The 14,497-nt window shown below is 50.0% G+C and carries 12 protein-coding genes; 6 read left to right on the forward strand and 6 right to left on the reverse strand.

Translation table 11 applies throughout. The features are described from left to right. Nucleotides 1–40 precede the first annotated feature (40 nt). The 3 genes from QOL74_RS02930 to QOL74_RS02940 form a co-directional block, all read right to left on the reverse strand. On the reverse strand, nucleotides 41–2,029 hold the full coding sequence (locus tag QOL74_RS02930) for a methyl-accepting chemotaxis protein (RefSeq protein WP_283407945.1): 1,989 nt from the start codon (nucleotides 2,027–2,029) through the stop codon (nucleotides 41–43). A 430-nt stretch (nucleotides 2,030–2,459) separates the two neighbouring features. After that, entirely contained in the window at nucleotides 2,460–3,011 is a 552-nt protein-coding gene (locus QOL74_RS02935; protein WP_283407946.1) for a phosphoribosyltransferase family protein, read from the reverse strand. Nucleotides 3,012–3,127: 116 nt separating this feature from the next. Beyond that, nucleotides 3,128–3,274 carry a hypothetical protein gene (locus tag QOL74_RS02940; RefSeq protein WP_283407947.1) on the reverse strand — a complete coding sequence of 49 codons (147 nt, stop codon included), beginning with the start codon at nucleotides 3,272–3,274 and terminating at the stop codon, nucleotides 3,128–3,130. Between the two features lie 363 nt (nucleotides 3,275–3,637). Between QOL74_RS02940 and QOL74_RS02945 the strand changes: the two genes are divergently transcribed. Next, complete coding sequence (locus tag QOL74_RS02945) at nucleotides 3,638–6,304, forward strand: U32 family peptidase (RefSeq protein WP_283407948.1); 2,667 nt, start codon at nucleotides 3,638–3,640, stop codon at nucleotides 6,302–6,304. Nucleotides 6,305–6,324: 20 nt separating this feature from the next. On the opposite strand, the gene QOL74_RS02950 is transcribed toward QOL74_RS02945, so the two are convergent. Together QOL74_RS02950 and QOL74_RS02955 are read right to left on the reverse strand one after the other, a co-directional pair. Continuing rightward, nucleotides 6,325–6,822, reverse strand: a complete 498-nt coding sequence (locus QOL74_RS02950; protein WP_283407949.1) for a nucleoside recognition domain-containing protein — start codon at nucleotides 6,820–6,822, stop codon at nucleotides 6,325–6,327. After that, nucleotides 6,819–7,250 (reverse strand): nucleoside recognition domain-containing protein, encoded by a 432-nt coding sequence (locus QOL74_RS02955; RefSeq protein WP_283407950.1) that lies wholly within the window; start codon nucleotides 7,248–7,250, stop codon nucleotides 6,819–6,821. Before QOL74_RS02955 ends, QOL74_RS02950 begins: the two co-directional genes overlap by 4 nt. 318 nt (nucleotides 7,251–7,568) lie before the next feature. On the opposite strand from QOL74_RS02955, the gene QOL74_RS02960 reads away from it, so the two are divergent. The 3 genes from QOL74_RS02960 (at nucleotide 7,569) to QOL74_RS02970 (ending at nucleotide 11,038) form a co-directional block, all read left to right on the forward strand. Next, nucleotides 7,569–9,062 carry an SPFH domain-containing protein gene (locus QOL74_RS02960; RefSeq protein ID WP_283407951.1) on the forward strand — a complete coding sequence of 498 codons (1,494 nt, stop codon included), beginning with the start codon at nucleotides 7,569–7,571 and terminating at the stop codon, nucleotides 9,060–9,062. Between the two features lie 40 nt (nucleotides 9,063–9,102). Then, nucleotides 9,103–10,137 carry a TFIIB-type zinc ribbon-containing protein gene (locus tag QOL74_RS02965; protein ID WP_283407952.1) on the forward strand — a complete coding sequence of 345 codons (1,035 nt, stop codon included), beginning with the start codon at nucleotides 9,103–9,105 and terminating at the stop codon, nucleotides 10,135–10,137. A gap of 76 nt (nucleotides 10,138–10,213) precedes the next feature. Next, nucleotides 10,214–11,038 carry a TPM domain-containing protein gene (locus QOL74_RS02970; RefSeq protein WP_283407953.1) on the forward strand — a complete coding sequence of 275 codons (825 nt, stop codon included), beginning with the start codon at nucleotides 10,214–10,216 and terminating at the stop codon, nucleotides 11,036–11,038. Nucleotides 11,039–11,276: 238 nt separating this feature from the next. Here the strand turns inward: QOL74_RS02970 and QOL74_RS02975 are convergent, their stop codons facing one another. Beyond that, the gene (locus tag QOL74_RS02975; RefSeq protein WP_283407954.1) at nucleotides 11,277–12,440 is read right to left on the reverse strand and encodes an aminotransferase class I/II-fold pyridoxal phosphate-dependent enzyme; all 1,164 of its coding nucleotides are present in this window, start codon (nucleotides 12,438–12,440) and stop codon (nucleotides 11,277–11,279) included. Between the two features lie 277 nt (nucleotides 12,441–12,717). Between QOL74_RS02975 and QOL74_RS02980 the strand changes: the two genes are divergently transcribed. Continuing rightward, nucleotides 12,718–13,005 carry a putative quinol monooxygenase gene (locus tag QOL74_RS02980; RefSeq protein WP_283407955.1) on the forward strand — a complete coding sequence of 96 codons (288 nt, stop codon included), beginning with the start codon at nucleotides 12,718–12,720 and terminating at the stop codon, nucleotides 13,003–13,005. A 114-nt stretch (nucleotides 13,006–13,119) separates the two neighbouring features. Continuing rightward, nucleotides 13,120–14,481, forward strand: coding sequence for an extracellular solute-binding protein (locus QOL74_RS02985; protein ID WP_283407956.1), 1,362 nt, complete (start codon nucleotides 13,120–13,122; stop codon nucleotides 14,479–14,481). Nucleotides 14,482–14,497 lie beyond the last annotated feature (16 nt).

Raw genomic sequence — 14,497 nt, forward strand, 5'->3', positions numbered from 1 at the left:
ACTGCTGATCCCGGCTTGTTCTGTTTCAATTGGTAACGATTTAGTATTTGAATTTGCTGATACTTTCCTGCATTTCCACGGCCAGTTGAGCCAGCATTTCACTGGAGTTGGCGATTTCTGCCATGGAGGCTGTCTGCTCTTCAACAGAGGCGGAAGCCTCTTCGGTACCGGCGGCATTTTCATCGGCAATGGTTGCCAGTGAACGCACGATTTCTTCCAGTTCTGCTTTTTTAAGATTCATTTGACTGACTGCATCTGTTGATGTGTTGACAATGGCTTTGACTGTCTCCACCTGTTCAGCGATTCCTTCAAACTTCTCTTCGGTGACATCGGCACTTTCCACCTGCTCCTGAATAATACCGGTGACTCCCTGCATCACATCCACAGCGCCACGGGAGTTTTCCTGCAATTTCTCCAGCATGGCATTGATTTCGTGCACAGAGGCGGTTGACTGTTCTGCCAGCTTTCGAATTTCTTCGGCAACGACAGAGAATCCTCTTCCGGCTTCACCGGCTCTTGCGGCTTCAATGGCTGCATTGAGTGCCAATAGATTGGTTTGTTCTGCAATGCTCTGAATTAAACGACTGGCTTCGCCAATCTTTTCAGCACTTTCATTGGTTTCCCGGGTGCTGTTGAAAATGGTCTGCATGGCATCGTGGCTGTCTTTGGTCTTGACATTCAGTGCTTTAATCATTTCAGCACCGTCATTTTTCAGCAAAGTGAGCTTTTCCAGAGCGGCATTTATGTCACCCATGGATCGCAGCGCAGCTTCAATGAGTTCGCTGATCTCATTGGTTTTGGTCACGCCGGCTCCGGTATTTTGAGCCTGTTCACTGGCACTTTTAGCGATGGATTCTATGGTTCTGGCGACTTCGTCTGCAGCAGTGCTGGACTGCTGGCTGGTGGCTGTTAACTCTTCAGAAGAAGCAGCCACCTGCTGTGAAGTGTAGGTAATTTGCTTGACAAACTCCCTCAGATTTTCTGCCACTACCTGGAAAGATTGGGCCAGAGTGCCAATTTCATCATTGCGTTTAAGAAATGATTCAGGAATATCATCAGTAATGTCCAGTGCTGCGATTCGGTTGGCAACTTCTACAGACCGAACCAGCGGTTTGGTAATGGAGCCGGCAATGAAATACACAATGGCAATGCCGATGAGAAGCATCACAATGCCAGTGAGTAGAATGTTATTTCGAAAGCCCGGCAAAGCTTCCAGCACTTCTTCCTCTAAAGCGGTCATAACAATGGTCCATTCGGTACCATCCACAGGCGTGTAAGCTGAATAAAGATCATTTCCCCGGAAACTGTAAGTGCTGACACCGGTGCCCTCTGCCAGAATTTGCTGCATCAACTGGGCAGCAGACTCATAAGATGAGTCCTCCTTGGCCAGCTCAATGGCATTCATTTGATCCAACACCAACTCTCGGTCGATGTGGGCCACAATGACACCTTCGTTGTTAATCATGTAGGTGTATCCTTGCGTTCCGTAGCCCATATCTACAATTAGATCACTTAAGGCATCGCCGCTTGCTCTGGCAACCAACGCACCGACAATTCTTCCCTGGCGGTTGATTGGCACAGCATACAGCAGGGAGAGTTCATCGGTGGAACGGGCCACAGTGAGATCAGACATGGCAGACTCACCGTTGAAAGCACGCTGCACATAGTCCCGGTCTCCCAGGTTGATGACAACACCATCATAAGTGTAAGTGGTGCCGTCTGGATGAACCACCGCAAAGGAAAGGACATCCAGTTCATCCACAAGATGTTCCAGTATGGGTTGTTGAAGCTCAAAATCCATTGAAGCGATATCGGGAATGGCAGCCACTGATTCAGCCTGCTGCAGCATTGCGCCAATACGGCTTTCGATTAATCGAGAGCCTTCTGATGCCAAGCTTTCCAATGTTCTTTCGGCTTCGCCGACAATGGTGTTGGTTGCTGTATGTAAGGCGATGAACCCAAAAGAGACGGATATGAGAATCATGATCAGCGAAAAGAAAAGAATGAGTTTTGTTTTAATACTTTTCATCTAATAACCTCCGATTGACTTTTTCTTCGTATAACAGAGACAGTGGTAAACGGATAAAGGGGCAGAGCACCTCCTTTTACAAAAATGAGTGCGGTGAGCAAGCATTTTGAATGAGTGAATGCTAAGTAGGAGCAAGTGAAAAAAGCCGTGGGATAGGAAATATGGCAAAAGCATTATATACCCCTGATGATGATAAAGCGGGGGCGAGATCGGCTGAATAAAAGAAGAACACAAAAGTACTGGTTCTTCAAGCAATCGCGGAAGTTTTTAGGTAATATACAGAGGGTGAAAGTGTGAAACCATTGTGAGGATAACAAGAAGAGGGCCGCTGGGTTGAGACGGCAAAGATGATAAAGGTATTATGTATGGGATCTGGATCATTGTAGATGTGGAACAGCTCAGCAAATAAAAAAGTGAACAGGTGTCGAAGTCACTCAATACCCTCGACAGAGAAAAAGGGCAGTTCTTCAAGAAAAAGAATGTCATCCCGGTCAGCGGCAAAGCCCTCTGCCAGTATGGCGGCTCTGGCCACCACCTGGGCACCGGCTTCCGTGGCCAGTCGTTCCAGGGCATTTAAAGATTCTCCTGTTGAAATAACGTCATCAATCAGAGCTACCCGTTTGCCTTTGATGAGGGCCGCGTCAGATCCATTCAGGTACAGATGTTGTTTTTGCTGGGTGGTAATGGAAACCACTTCGGTCATGACTGCCTCTTCCATATAGGGCTTCAGGCTTTTGCGGGCCACCACATAGTATGGATGACGTAGCAGGCGGCACAGTTCATGCACCAGCGGAATTCCTTTGGCTTCGGCGGTCATGAGATAATCCACCTGCGGCAGTTTTTCCAAAATGATGGGTGCAGCGGCAGCCACCAGTTCCTGGTCTCCCAGAATCACAAAACTGGCCAGGGCGATTTCATCGGATACCTGGACAATGGGCAGGCGGCGTTTCAAACCGGCAATTTCAAGTTCGTAGTGCTTCATGGGACTCCTCCTGACAAAATACACGACCTATTATCAGTTTGGCATGATGTCAAGGATTTGTCAATGATAAATACGGTTATATGACAATTATTTGTTTGAAGTCGATGTTAACATAGTCATTGAAATGGTTGTTTTTCAGCTTTTGTCAGGCGTGCTTTTAATACAGCCTCCTGTGGAATAGCCCGCGGACTCATGAGAAATAACAGCAGAAAAAACAAGGCACGGCCCATCATTTCTCCCAGATTGGCACCTTTGCCTCCCACCAGCGGGAAATCTCCTTTATGAATCTGGGATAGTTATTAGACATATTTCTTATTCATCATTCCGACCGTCGGTATGTTACCCATGGCATAGGATCTCTTTTTGATTTGTCAAGAAAAAAAGGAATGAAAACAGTTTTGGAAATCTTGCGCGGGTTTTTGTGTTTTTTAGAGACCGGCAGGTTATAATAAAAGCAGTGTCAGTTAGTGACTGGATTCTTTAAAGCCGCAACTTTGAAGCTGAAGATCTGGGGTAATGCGGTCTTGGGTTCTGAAGGAATGCGATTTGAAGTGATGAGCTTTGCAGCAATAAGCTTAAAAGAAAAAACGCCGATGTTTTCAGCAGGTCAGAAGGAGTGCAACCATATGAAAAAAGCAGGAAAAAGAGACACCCGTCCCCGACAGGAGAAAGAACCAAATAAAAAAAAGACTCAAGATAAAAAACTTCAAAACAAAAATCCTCAAGATAAAAAAACGCAGATGCCTTCACCTGTAAAAGGTGAAGATAAAAGGCCTGTTTTTGAGCGTATAAGCAGCGATAAAGAGGCGGAGAGAATCTTAAAACCGCCAGCCGCCATAAAGCTGGATGTTCAGCCGAAGGCTTATGAAATACTGGCTCCGGCGGGAAACTGGGAAGCCCTTGAAGCGGCAGTTCAAAATGGGGCAGATGCCGTTTACCTGGCCGGACAGGACTTTGGCGCCCGAAAATTCGCCGGCAATTTTTCCCGAACAGAGCTGCAGGAAGCAGTTTCCTATTGTCATCTTCGGGGTGTGTCGGTGTATGTCACGGTGAATACCCTGGTGCTGAATCATGAGTGGGAATCGCTGAAAGCGTATCTGCATTTTCTATACCAGACAGAAGTGGATGCGGTGATTCTTCAGGATTTGGGTGTGGTGGACTATGTGAGCCACACTTACCCGGACCTTCCCATCCATTGCTCCACGCAAATGTCAGTTCAGACAGTGGCCGACATTCGGTTTTTGGAGTCATTGGGTGTCAAACGGGTGGTTTTGGGACGTGAAATGACTCTGGCGGATATTCGCAGGGCCAAAGAGGAAACCAACGTGGAGCTGGAAGTTTTTGTTCATGGGGCTTTATGCATTTCTGTGTCAGGGCAATGCCTCATGAGCAGTCTTATCGGCGGTCGCAGCGGCAACCGGGGCAGCTGTGCCCAGCCCTGCCGGCAGTCTTATACACTTATCAACCAGCGTACCGGCGAAAAAATACCGGCCCCCCAGGGCAATTATCTGTTGAGTCCCAAAGACCTCAATACCCTCCATCACATTCACGAAGTAGTGGCGGCAGGTGCCTGCTCGCTGAAAATTGAAGGGCGGATGAAACGGGCAGCGTATGTGGCTGCTGCCGTCAAAGCTTATGCCACAGTATTGGAGGCGGGGGAGGCTGATGCTTCAGAGGCCCGGGAGTTGATTGCCCGGCTGGAAAAGTCACTCACAGTTTTTCAAAGAGGCTTCACCGGAGGCCATTTGCTGGGTGTGCGGGGAGCAACCCTCATGAGCATGGCGCTTCCTGGAAACCAGGGGTACTCAGTGGGAAAAGTAGCCGCCTATGATGCATCCCTTGGAAAAGTCACGCTGCAGCTGACAGACGACCTGTACCATCACGACGAAATTCAGTTGCGTCGGGGTGATGAGACGGTGGGAGGCAGGGTGGAACGGCTGGAAATGAATGGACTGGTGGTGAAGGGCTGTCATGGGGGGCAAAGCTGCCAGGTGAACTTCAAGCATGCCTGCCGCAAGGGTGAGGTGGTTTACAAGACCTATGACGCCCAGGTGATGCAGCAGCTTCAGGATACCTATCACAAAGAGCAGCTGACCATTCCTGTTACAGTAAAAGGAAAGATTCGCAAGGGACAGCCCCTGTCAGGTGTCATCACCGACGGAGTGCATCAGGTAACTGTCACTCTGGACGTATTTCCCCAGGAAGCGCTGAAACGTGCCATCACCCAGGAGGATGTGAAACAGCAGTTGGGGAAACTGGGAGGAACACCTTATCAGGCTGTTGATGTGGAAGTCACGCTTGAGGCAGGACTGTCGGTGCCCATGAAAACCCTGAACGAGTTGCGACGCAATCTGGTGGAACAGCTGAACCAGCATCGGGTCAGCCGCTATCCCCACCGGAGCCAACGGGGTTTGCAGCCTTCAGCCGGCGGTTCAGCGAAAACCGTCCCTGCATTGCCTGTTCGTGAAAGGACAGCTGCCTTCACCTTTGCCACCGGCAGACTGGATCAGTTGGAAGTGCTGCTGGATCTTCAGCCGGAAGTGATCTATTATAAAGACCTGGAAACCCTGCCTCAGGCTGTGGCGCTGACAGAGGAAGCTGCCTTTGGAGGACAGCTCATACCAGAGATTTTCCGCCTGACACCGGACGGGGACTTGAAAAAATATTTGAATATTATTTCTGATTTACAACTGGAAACGGTATTGATTCAGAGTGTGGGGCAGATGATAGCCTTTGGTGAATTCCGCTGGGTGGGCGATTTCAACCTGAACGTGGTGAACGACAGTACTGTTGGATTTTTGGAAGCACGTTCTTTCCAGCGCATCACACTATCACCGGAACTGAATCTCAGCCAGATCAGGGAAATGGACCTGAAGCCTCAACGAACTGAAATGCTGGTTTACGGCGGGGTGCCAGTCATGGCCATGAAACATTGTGTCATGGCGGCTGTGATGGATAAACCACTTCACTGCCACATGTGCCGTCAGGCTGATTATGCTCTGGTGGACCGTAAAAATGAAGTTTTTCCCATTGTCAGACGTCCTCATTGCCAGACAGAAATCATGAACTCCAAAAAGCTGCTGTTGTTGGAAGATCTGCCAACACTGGTAGAAGCGGGTGTGGGATTTTTCAGACTGAACTTTATGGAAGAAACACCGGAACAGGTGAAGGCGCTGGTGAATCTCCACCGCCGGGGTTTGAAGGGAGAAGTGCTGCATACTGACAAAACGTTGCTTCAGCAACTGAAAACCGAAGGTGTTACCAGAGGCCACCTTCACCGGGGTATTGAATAAAAATAAAAGAAAACAGCCGGCTAACTCACCGGCTGTTTTAAATTTTCTCGTTGAAGTTGGGTGGCATCATCGTGGGTCAGATGCTTGAGTCGCTTCGACAACAGGAAGGTGGCTACAATGGCTGTCAGCAGGCGGGCCGAGAGCAGGATCCACCCATTGGCCCCCACGGCCACGAAAATAAGGGTGTCTTCCACCACGGCATGGCAGCTGGCAAGAAAAGCAGAAAGCAGAATAAGGTCTTTTTTCGACAGGTTGCCTTCCTTGGCACTCTGCACGATGACCCCTGCGCCGAAAGAAAGGCCGAAGGCCAGGCCCACCATCAGCGGGAAGCCGGATTCCCGGGACATACCCAGAAAATTGGTGGCCGGCTTCATGAAACGGCTCAGGTAATCCAGCAGACGGTAGTCTTTTGCCACCTGAATGACAATCATCAACGGCATCACCACTTTGGCGATGTTCCAGACAGATGTCAGACTGCCAAAAAATGCTTCCTGAAAAACAGCTGACAGATCCATCATCCCAGCACACCTCCCATCAGGGTGCCATAGATCAATCCTGCCAGCACCATCAGGGTGAGGCGCAAAGCCACGACCTTCAGTCCGCTCACCTGGAGCTGTTTCACCACGGCGGTTTCCACAAAAAGGGCATGGGAGAAAGAAAGCATCAGGGCGATGACCAGAATCTCCGAAGAAGTCAGAGAGATGGCCTGAATCGCACCGATGGCTGCATAGAGATTTAACAGGTTGCCCATCACCAGAATAATGGCGGCTTCACCGGGGAGGTTAAAGAGGCGCATCAACGGTTCAGCAAGCCGGGCAATCCAGTCAATGGCCGGGGTGTGGCTCAAAAAAGTGACAAAAAAATAGACGGGAACGATGATCTTTCCCAGCAAAAAAGTGGTTTCAAGGCCCTTGCGGGTGCCTTGCTTAATGGATTGAATCAGCACTGCCAGTCCTCCTCTAACTGTGTGTCGCGGGTGCAATAACGCATATGTCATTATCTTACTCTTATTCAATGAAAAAGGCAAGGGGCCGAACTGGAGGCAGAAAAATTGCCGGGACAGTGACAGGCAGCATGGAAGGCAGTACAGATGAATTTTGAAAAGAAGGAACGGGGTCCCAGTCAAAATCGTCCTAAAGAAACGTTCTTGAGTGTGTGGCACCACATATTGCGTGGTATAATAAAAACAGTTAGCCGACGTCAGCCGCGGCAATAGGAGCCGTCAGAAGCACTGACACAGGCATGATAGGGAGGGTGAAATATCATGGGAATTATTAAAGCAATAGCTGGTGCCGCAGGCGGCGGCCTGGCAGACCAATGGCTGGAGACAGTGGAACCGGATACCATAAATAACTCGGTGCTGGCCAGTTATGGGGTGCTGGTTCGAAAAAACGACAAACGCAGTGTCAACAAGAAACGCACAGAGGATGTCATCTCCAACGGGTCCATCATTCATGTGCCTGAAAATGTGTACATGTTGCTGGTGAGCGGCGGTAAAATCATCGCCGGAACCGACGACCCGGGTTATTACAGGGTGGACAACTCTGAAGCACCCTCCATTTTTTTCCGTTCAGAAGAAGGGGCAGAAACCCAGGCCATCAGCAACACCGGCACGGGAAGCATTCAACGTCCAGGAGGGTTTATGCATTCCCTGAAAGACTCCTGGGAACGTCTGAAATTTGGCGGCACCACTCCACTGAAGCAACAGGTGGTATATGTCAATAAGCAGGAAATTCCCAACATTCGTTTTGGAACGAGAACTCCTGTGTCCTATACCGACCGGGTGCTGGTGCCGGGAAGAGTGGTCCCCTGCAAGGTGACTTCTTTTGGCACTTATTCCATCCGGGTGATGGATCCGCTGCTGTTTTATGCCGAAGTCTGCCAGAAAACAGACAAGAGCAATCTCTCCTCCGGTGACATGGCAGAGCAGTACATCAATGAGTTCCTCATGGCCTATACCACAGCATTGGCCAGTTTGTCAGCCGATCAGGTGCTGGTATCCGACATTCCCATGAAAACCATGGAGCTGGGCATGTACATGGCCAAGGTGCTGGATGAATCATGGCTTTCCCAGCGGGGATTTTTCATTCAAAGTGTGGGGATTGCCGGTATTTCCTTCGACGATGCCACCAATCAGTTGCTGGAACGTTACGCCAGCGATTCCATCTTGTTGGATCCCAATGCCCGGGCAGCCCGCATGACTGCTGGTCTGGCCACTGGCCTGGAAGCTGCCGGTTCCAATGAGGGCGGTGCCATGATGGGCTTTGCCGGCATGGCCATGGGAATGAATGCCGCCGGAGGGATGGGAATGATGCCGGGACAGCAGGCACCTGCCACACCACCCCAGTCACCCCAGCCCACACCAGCGCCAACGCCGGGTGCAGCCACTTCCTCGAACTGGATCTGTCAGTGCGGAACTCAGATGCCTGAAGAAGCCCGGTTCTGCTCCAAATGCGGCAATCAGAAACCGGTGCCTCAGGCTGCCGGCGCCGGCAGCTGGGTATGTACCTGCGGTCATCAAAATGCAGGTGGTCATTTTTGTTCCTCCTGCGGGAAAAAGAAACCGGAAGCGGATACCTGGCAATGCAGCTGCGGTCATACCAATACCGGCCTTTTCTGCAGTCAGTGCGGCACCAAGCGCCCTGACGACAAGGCGGCTTCAGCTGCCTGCACCAATTGCGGATGGAAAGCGGAGCCAGGGGCATCGACGCCCGCTTTTTGTCCTGAATGCGGCACTGCCTTTCCAAAGCAGCCATAACATACGTTAACATGACCAGATGAAAGGGGGAGGCATGCCTATGAGCGGTATAAAAGCCTTTCGGTGCCTGAATTGCGGAGCGGGTCTGGAATTCCATCCGCCTTCGCAGAAATGGAAATGCCATTATTGTTTCAGTGAGTTTGAAAAACAGCAGTTGGATGCAGCAGGTCAGGAGGCAGAAGTGGTTCCTGAAAATGAAGCCACCGAGCTGGATTCGTATCACTGCCAGAACTGCGGAGCCGAGCTGGTGACGGATGCCACCCTGGCGGCCACCCACTGTCTGTACTGCCAGAGCCCCACCATTATCAAAACCCGGTTTGCCGGAGAATTCAAGCCCAAGAGTCTGATTCCCTTTTACCTGACAAAAGAGCAGGCAGAAGAGATTTACCGGGAATGGATCGCCAAGAAAAGATTTGCTCCCGACGAATTTAAAACCGCTGATGAAATCAAAAAAATCACCGGCGTGTATGCCCCTTTCTGGTTATTTGACTGCCAGGTGGCCGGCCGCATTGATGGCGAGGGGACCCGCACCAACAGCTATGTGATGGGGGATTATCGGGTAACCAATACCAAGTACTACCAGGTGGTACGAGAAGGCGACTACCGGTATGAACGGGTGCCGGTGGATGCTTCCATGAAATTGGACGATGAGTTGATGCAGGCAGTGGAACCCTTTGATTACAGTGCCCTCACCGATTTTTCCCTGCAATACATGTCGGGCTTCACCGCAGAAAAATATGATAAGCCGGTGGAAGATGCAGAAAAAATCATGGCCCAGCGGGTGGAAAGCCAGACAGAAAACCAACTGCGCCGGGAAGCAGGCACCTATTCCAGCTTTCGAATCCGGGACAAGGCCTTTACCATGAAAGAAAAAGCCCATGCCTATTCCATGCTGCCGGTGTATGTACTGATTCACCAGTATGGTGGGAAAGAATACCTCTTTATGATCAATGGGCAGACTGGAAAAGTATGCGGCGAAGCCCCTGTCAGTAACACCAAACGCATGACCTTTGCCGGCGTCGTGTTTGCCGCTGTCTGGTTGCTGGGTGTGTTGGGAGGTGCTCTCATTGTATAAAACGGCTAAAAATGATAAAAAGATTTTCTGCCGGGAAAAATCAGGCGCCCATAGAGCGCATAGGCGGATTCCATTCATGCAGATGCTTCTGACCATCACCCTGCTATGGCTTCTCATTGGCAGCAGCTGGGCGGCAGCCCTGGCATCTTCCCATGTGGTGGACGAATATGATGTGTTGTCACAGGGAGAAATCGATGGGCTGCAGCAGCAGATCGACAGCCTGGCAGCTGACCATGGGCTGGACGTGGTGATTGTGATCACCGATCAGGTGGCTGGAAAATCCTCCCGGGACTTTGCCGACGATTACTATGACTACAACGGGTACGGCATCGGTCCTGAGGCATCGGGTCTGTTGATGCTGGTGAACATGGCAGAGCGGGAGGTCTGGATTTCCACCACCGGGGAAGCCATCGACATCTTTACCGATCAGCGAATTGACGCCATCACCGATGCAGTGGTGGAGCACCTGGCCGACGGAGTCTTCTTCGCGGCAGCCCAGACATTTTTGAACCAGGTGGATGTATATGCCCGCCAGGGCGTTCCCGCCGGCCAATACCGGGAACCGGAAACGCCGCAGCAACCAGTGAGCTTTGGTCGAAAGCTGTTGCAAATGGCCCTTTACTGGCCCATCTTTGTGGCGGCCCTCATTGTATCCGCCGTATCTACCATTGCCATTTCTGCCGGACACCGGGAGATGCCCAAAACCAGTGCATCCGCGTACCAACCTCCCAGTGGCTTCACCATCACCAGTGTTCAGGACCGCTTTCTCAGGGAGACCACCAACCGGGTGAAAATAGCTCCCAGCAATTCCGGCGGCGGTTCTTCCGGTGGTGCCGGACGCAGCACCACTCACCGCAGCAGCAGTGGCAGAACTCACGGAGGTGGCGGTAAGAAATTCTAAGCAGTTCCAGAAACCCTCTGCAGATGGTTGATGATTTATGTCAACAACGGGAGGGTTTTTGATTAGGTGCCGGTCCTTCGAGGTGACGAATGAAAATGGTGAAGGCGCTGGTCTGAGAAGTGGCGGGTGGCGAAATCGTTACACTGGAGATCGTCAATGTAAAAGCATACACTTCCAAAGAGGGAGCAAATGCTCACCTGCGCACAGATTATCATGGACGGGATCATCGAAAAGGGAACTAATTCTCAGGCAGTTGTATCTTTTCAATGCGGTCAAAGGCTTCCTTCAGTTTTTCCTGACTCACAGTGCAGGCAATGCGCAGGTAGCCTTCCCCACTGGTTCCAAAGGAGTTGCCGGGAATGGTGAGAACCCTGGCCTGATGTAAGATCATTTTGCTGACTTCCTGGGAAGATAATCCCGTCTTTTTAATGTTGACAAAAAGGTAGAAGGTTCCCTGGGGCTCCAGAACGCTCATCCATGGAATCTGTTGAATTCGGCGGGCAGCGTAGCCCACCCGCTCCCGATAAAGTTCATGGGACTGGGCCAGCAGGGTATGGCGGTTGCGCAGGGCATAGAGGGCTGCCCGCTGGGAAACAGAGGAAGGCGTAAACACCACATTCTCATTGATCTGCTGACAAATACGAATGATTTCCCTGGGTGCAATCATATGTCCCACCCGCCAGCCGGTCATCTGATAATCCTTGGAGAAGGTGTTCACCACCACCAGCCGATCCCGGATATCATCGATGGTGATAAGGGATTGAAAATCACCATTGAAAACAAAGGCCTGGTAAACCTCATCGGCGATGATCAGCAGGTCCCGTTTAATGGCAATATCACCAATGAGCTGCAGGGTTTCTTCACTGAACACGGCACCGGTGGGATTCGTGGGCGAATTGACAATAATGGCCCGGGTGCGGTCTGTGATGGCTGCCTCCAAACGCTTCAGATCAACCTGAAAGTTTTCCTCCTCATAGGTGGGCAGCTCAACAGGAATACCTCCGGCCAGTTCCACCTGCTGATAGTAGGGGGTGAAGTAGGGCGCAGGGAGAATCACTTCATCCCCCGGGTCCAGGGTGGCCTCCAGTACCAGGTAAACTGCCAGACAGGCACTGGCCGTCACCATGATCTCCGGGTCGTCCACCAGGGTTTTGAAATCATCCCGGTAAAAGTTCCGAATCTCCTGCCGAAGTTCCGGGTCTCCCCGAAAATCAGTGTAGTGGGTGTGGCCCTGTAGTGCTTCCTGCAGGGCAAACTGAATCACCCCTTCGTCAGTGGTTTGGTCTGGGTCGCCCAGGCTGAGGTTGATCACATTGGAGTAGAGCTTCACCAGATCGTCCACTTCGCCCATGGGGGTGGTTTGATCTTTCCAGTACTTTTTCGCGATGAATTTGTGTTTCATCAAATCCCTCCCTTTTCATTTAGCATGTTGTTGTTTATAGTGATCTTTGTATCTACTTCAGTTCTACCCAAATATGAAGACAATAGACTCTAAAGGACAGGATTTATTTACAAGGTGGATCAGCAGTAAATGAGCAAAAAAACAAGTCCCCAAAAGCGCATTAAAGCAGTCACTTAATCGGTCGTTGTCAAAAATGTTTCATGACAAACAGATCATTTATGATCCCGTTGACTATCCGTGATAGAATGGAAACAACCTTTAAAAGGAGATGAACCGAATGATCACCATCGTTGCCAAGAGCACTGTTAAAAAAGGACAGGAAGAAGCCTTTATTGCCATGACAAAAGACTTGATTGAAGCCAGCCAGCAGGAAGAAGGGTGTCTTTCCTACGATTTGTATCGTGATCTTAACGATCCGCAGGTATTTACCTTCATCGAGGAATGGCAGGATCAGGCAGCCATTGACCGTCACAATGCATCAGCGCATTTCGTTCGCATTGTGCCCCAGCTGGCAGCTTTTCGGGAAGGTCCCTCAGAGGTTCGTTTATATCAAAGACTGTCATAATGTGAAACGGTTATCATAGCAGATGATGGGGGGAAATCAGTGAAAAGTAAAACGTGGATCGGGCGTAGTATATTGTCAGTGATATTGATCTTTTTGTTTATATCAGGTTGTCAAATGACGACGCAGGAGAAATCGTTGCTGGATCCATCCAAACCTGTTACCGTCACCTTATGGCATTATTACAGTGGTCATTTGAAAGACAATTTTGATGTCTTGGTGGCAACATTCAATGAGACGGTGGGAATGGAGCAGGGAATTGTGGTGGATGCCCAGAGCCTGGGGGATGTGGGACAGCTGGCCAATGCGGTTTTCGATGCGGCCAGCAAATCCATTGGAGCTCAGCGGATGCCTGACATTTTCATGGCTTATTCAGATAATGCACACAGAGTGCATCAAATTGTTGAATTGGTTGAGCTGGAAAACTATTTTTCTGATGATGAACTGGCCTCATTTCGCGAAGAGTTTCTGGAAGAAGGACGCATTGGCAGTGATCAACGACTTCGTATCGTACCAATTGCCAAGTCATCTGAAAACTTATTTGTGAACAAAACTGACTGGGACGTTTTTGCCGATAAGAACGGACTGACAGAAGAAAACCTGGCCACCTGGGAAGGCTTATATGAAACAGCCAAACGATATTACGAAACTACCGGTAATGGTTTTTTCGGGATCGATGCCAATGCCAACTTTTTTTTACAGGCAGGAATGCAGTTGGGACAGGAACTGTATCGATATGAAGGTGACCAGGCACAATTGCAGTTTTCAGAAGAGACTGCCCGAAAAATCTGGGATTACCATTATCGGCCCTACATCAAAGGATACTATGAGAAAACAGGTCGTTTCAGCTCTGATGATGCCAAAACCGGCACAGTAATGGCTTATGTTGGATCGACGGCAGGAGCTGCCTATTTTCCCATGGAGGTAACTTTTAGTCAGCAGAATATCCGCACCATTGAACCATTAATACTACCCTACCCCTATTTTGAAAACGGTGAGCGATACGCAGTTCAGCAGGGAGCTGGCATGTGTATTACCAAAAGCGATACGCCACATGAGTATGCAGCAGCAGTCTTTTTGAAATGGTTTACTGACCCTGAACAAAATGTTCTTTTTGCTGTCTCCACTGGTTACCTGCCAGTAAAATCGGAAGCCATAGACGAAGTGGTACTGATGGAAGTATTGGAGACGACTGAGGTGATTAATCCGGCAATTCGTGCGTCTCTCGTCACAACCACGCACATGTTTGATGATTATCGGTTTTATAACAACAGGCCTTTTGATGGAAGCTTCGAAATGCGAGAACTGATGGAATCTCACCTGTTTAACCGAATACAAAGGGATCTGGAAGTGCTGGAAAAAAGAGTGACTGAAGGGCAAGACCGCGAAACTGTCGTGAAAACACTTGTTTCAGACCAGCAATTTGAACAATGGTATCACCAGTTTATCCAGGAAGCAGCACTGATTATGAATCATTAGGAAGGCAGCGATTTTC

It is taken from the genome of Anoxynatronum buryatiense, from assembly GCF_900182905.1.
Taxonomy (GTDB): Bacteria; Bacillota; Clostridia; order Peptostreptococcales; family Tindalliaceae; genus Anoxynatronum; species Anoxynatronum buryatiense.

Bases quoted from the DNA above. Each gene is read 5' to 3' on its own strand.
- QOL74_RS02930 (WP_283407945.1), bottom strand. From the start codon at position 2,029: ATGAAAAGTATTAAAACAAAACTCATTCTTTTCTTTTCGCTGATCATG.
- QOL74_RS02935 (WP_283407946.1), bottom strand. From the start codon at position 3,011: ATGAAGCACTACGAACTTGAAATTGCCGGTTTGAAACGCCGCCTGCCC.
- QOL74_RS02945 (WP_283407948.1), top strand. From the start codon at position 3,638: ATGAAAAAAGCAGGAAAAAGAGACACCCGTCCCCGACAGGAGAAAGAA.
- QOL74_RS02950 (WP_283407949.1), bottom strand. From the start codon at position 6,822: ATGATGGATCTGTCAGCTGTTTTTCAGGAAGCATTTTTTGGCAGTCTG.
- QOL74_RS02960 (WP_283407951.1), top strand. From the start codon at position 7,569: ATGGGAATTATTAAAGCAATAGCTGGTGCCGCAGGCGGCGGCCTGGCA.
- QOL74_RS02965 (WP_283407952.1), top strand. From the start codon at position 9,103: ATGAGCGGTATAAAAGCCTTTCGGTGCCTGAATTGCGGAGCGGGTCTG.
- QOL74_RS02970 (WP_283407953.1), top strand. From the start codon at position 10,214: ATGCAGATGCTTCTGACCATCACCCTGCTATGGCTTCTCATTGGCAGC.
- QOL74_RS02975 (WP_283407954.1), bottom strand. From the start codon at position 12,440: ATGAAACACAAATTCATCGCGAAAAAGTACTGGAAAGATCAAACCACC.
- QOL74_RS02980 (WP_283407955.1), top strand. From the start codon at position 12,718: ATGATCACCATCGTTGCCAAGAGCACTGTTAAAAAAGGACAGGAAGAA.
- QOL74_RS02985 (WP_283407956.1), top strand. From the start codon at position 13,120: ATGACGACGCAGGAGAAATCGTTGCTGGATCCATCCAAACCTGTTACC.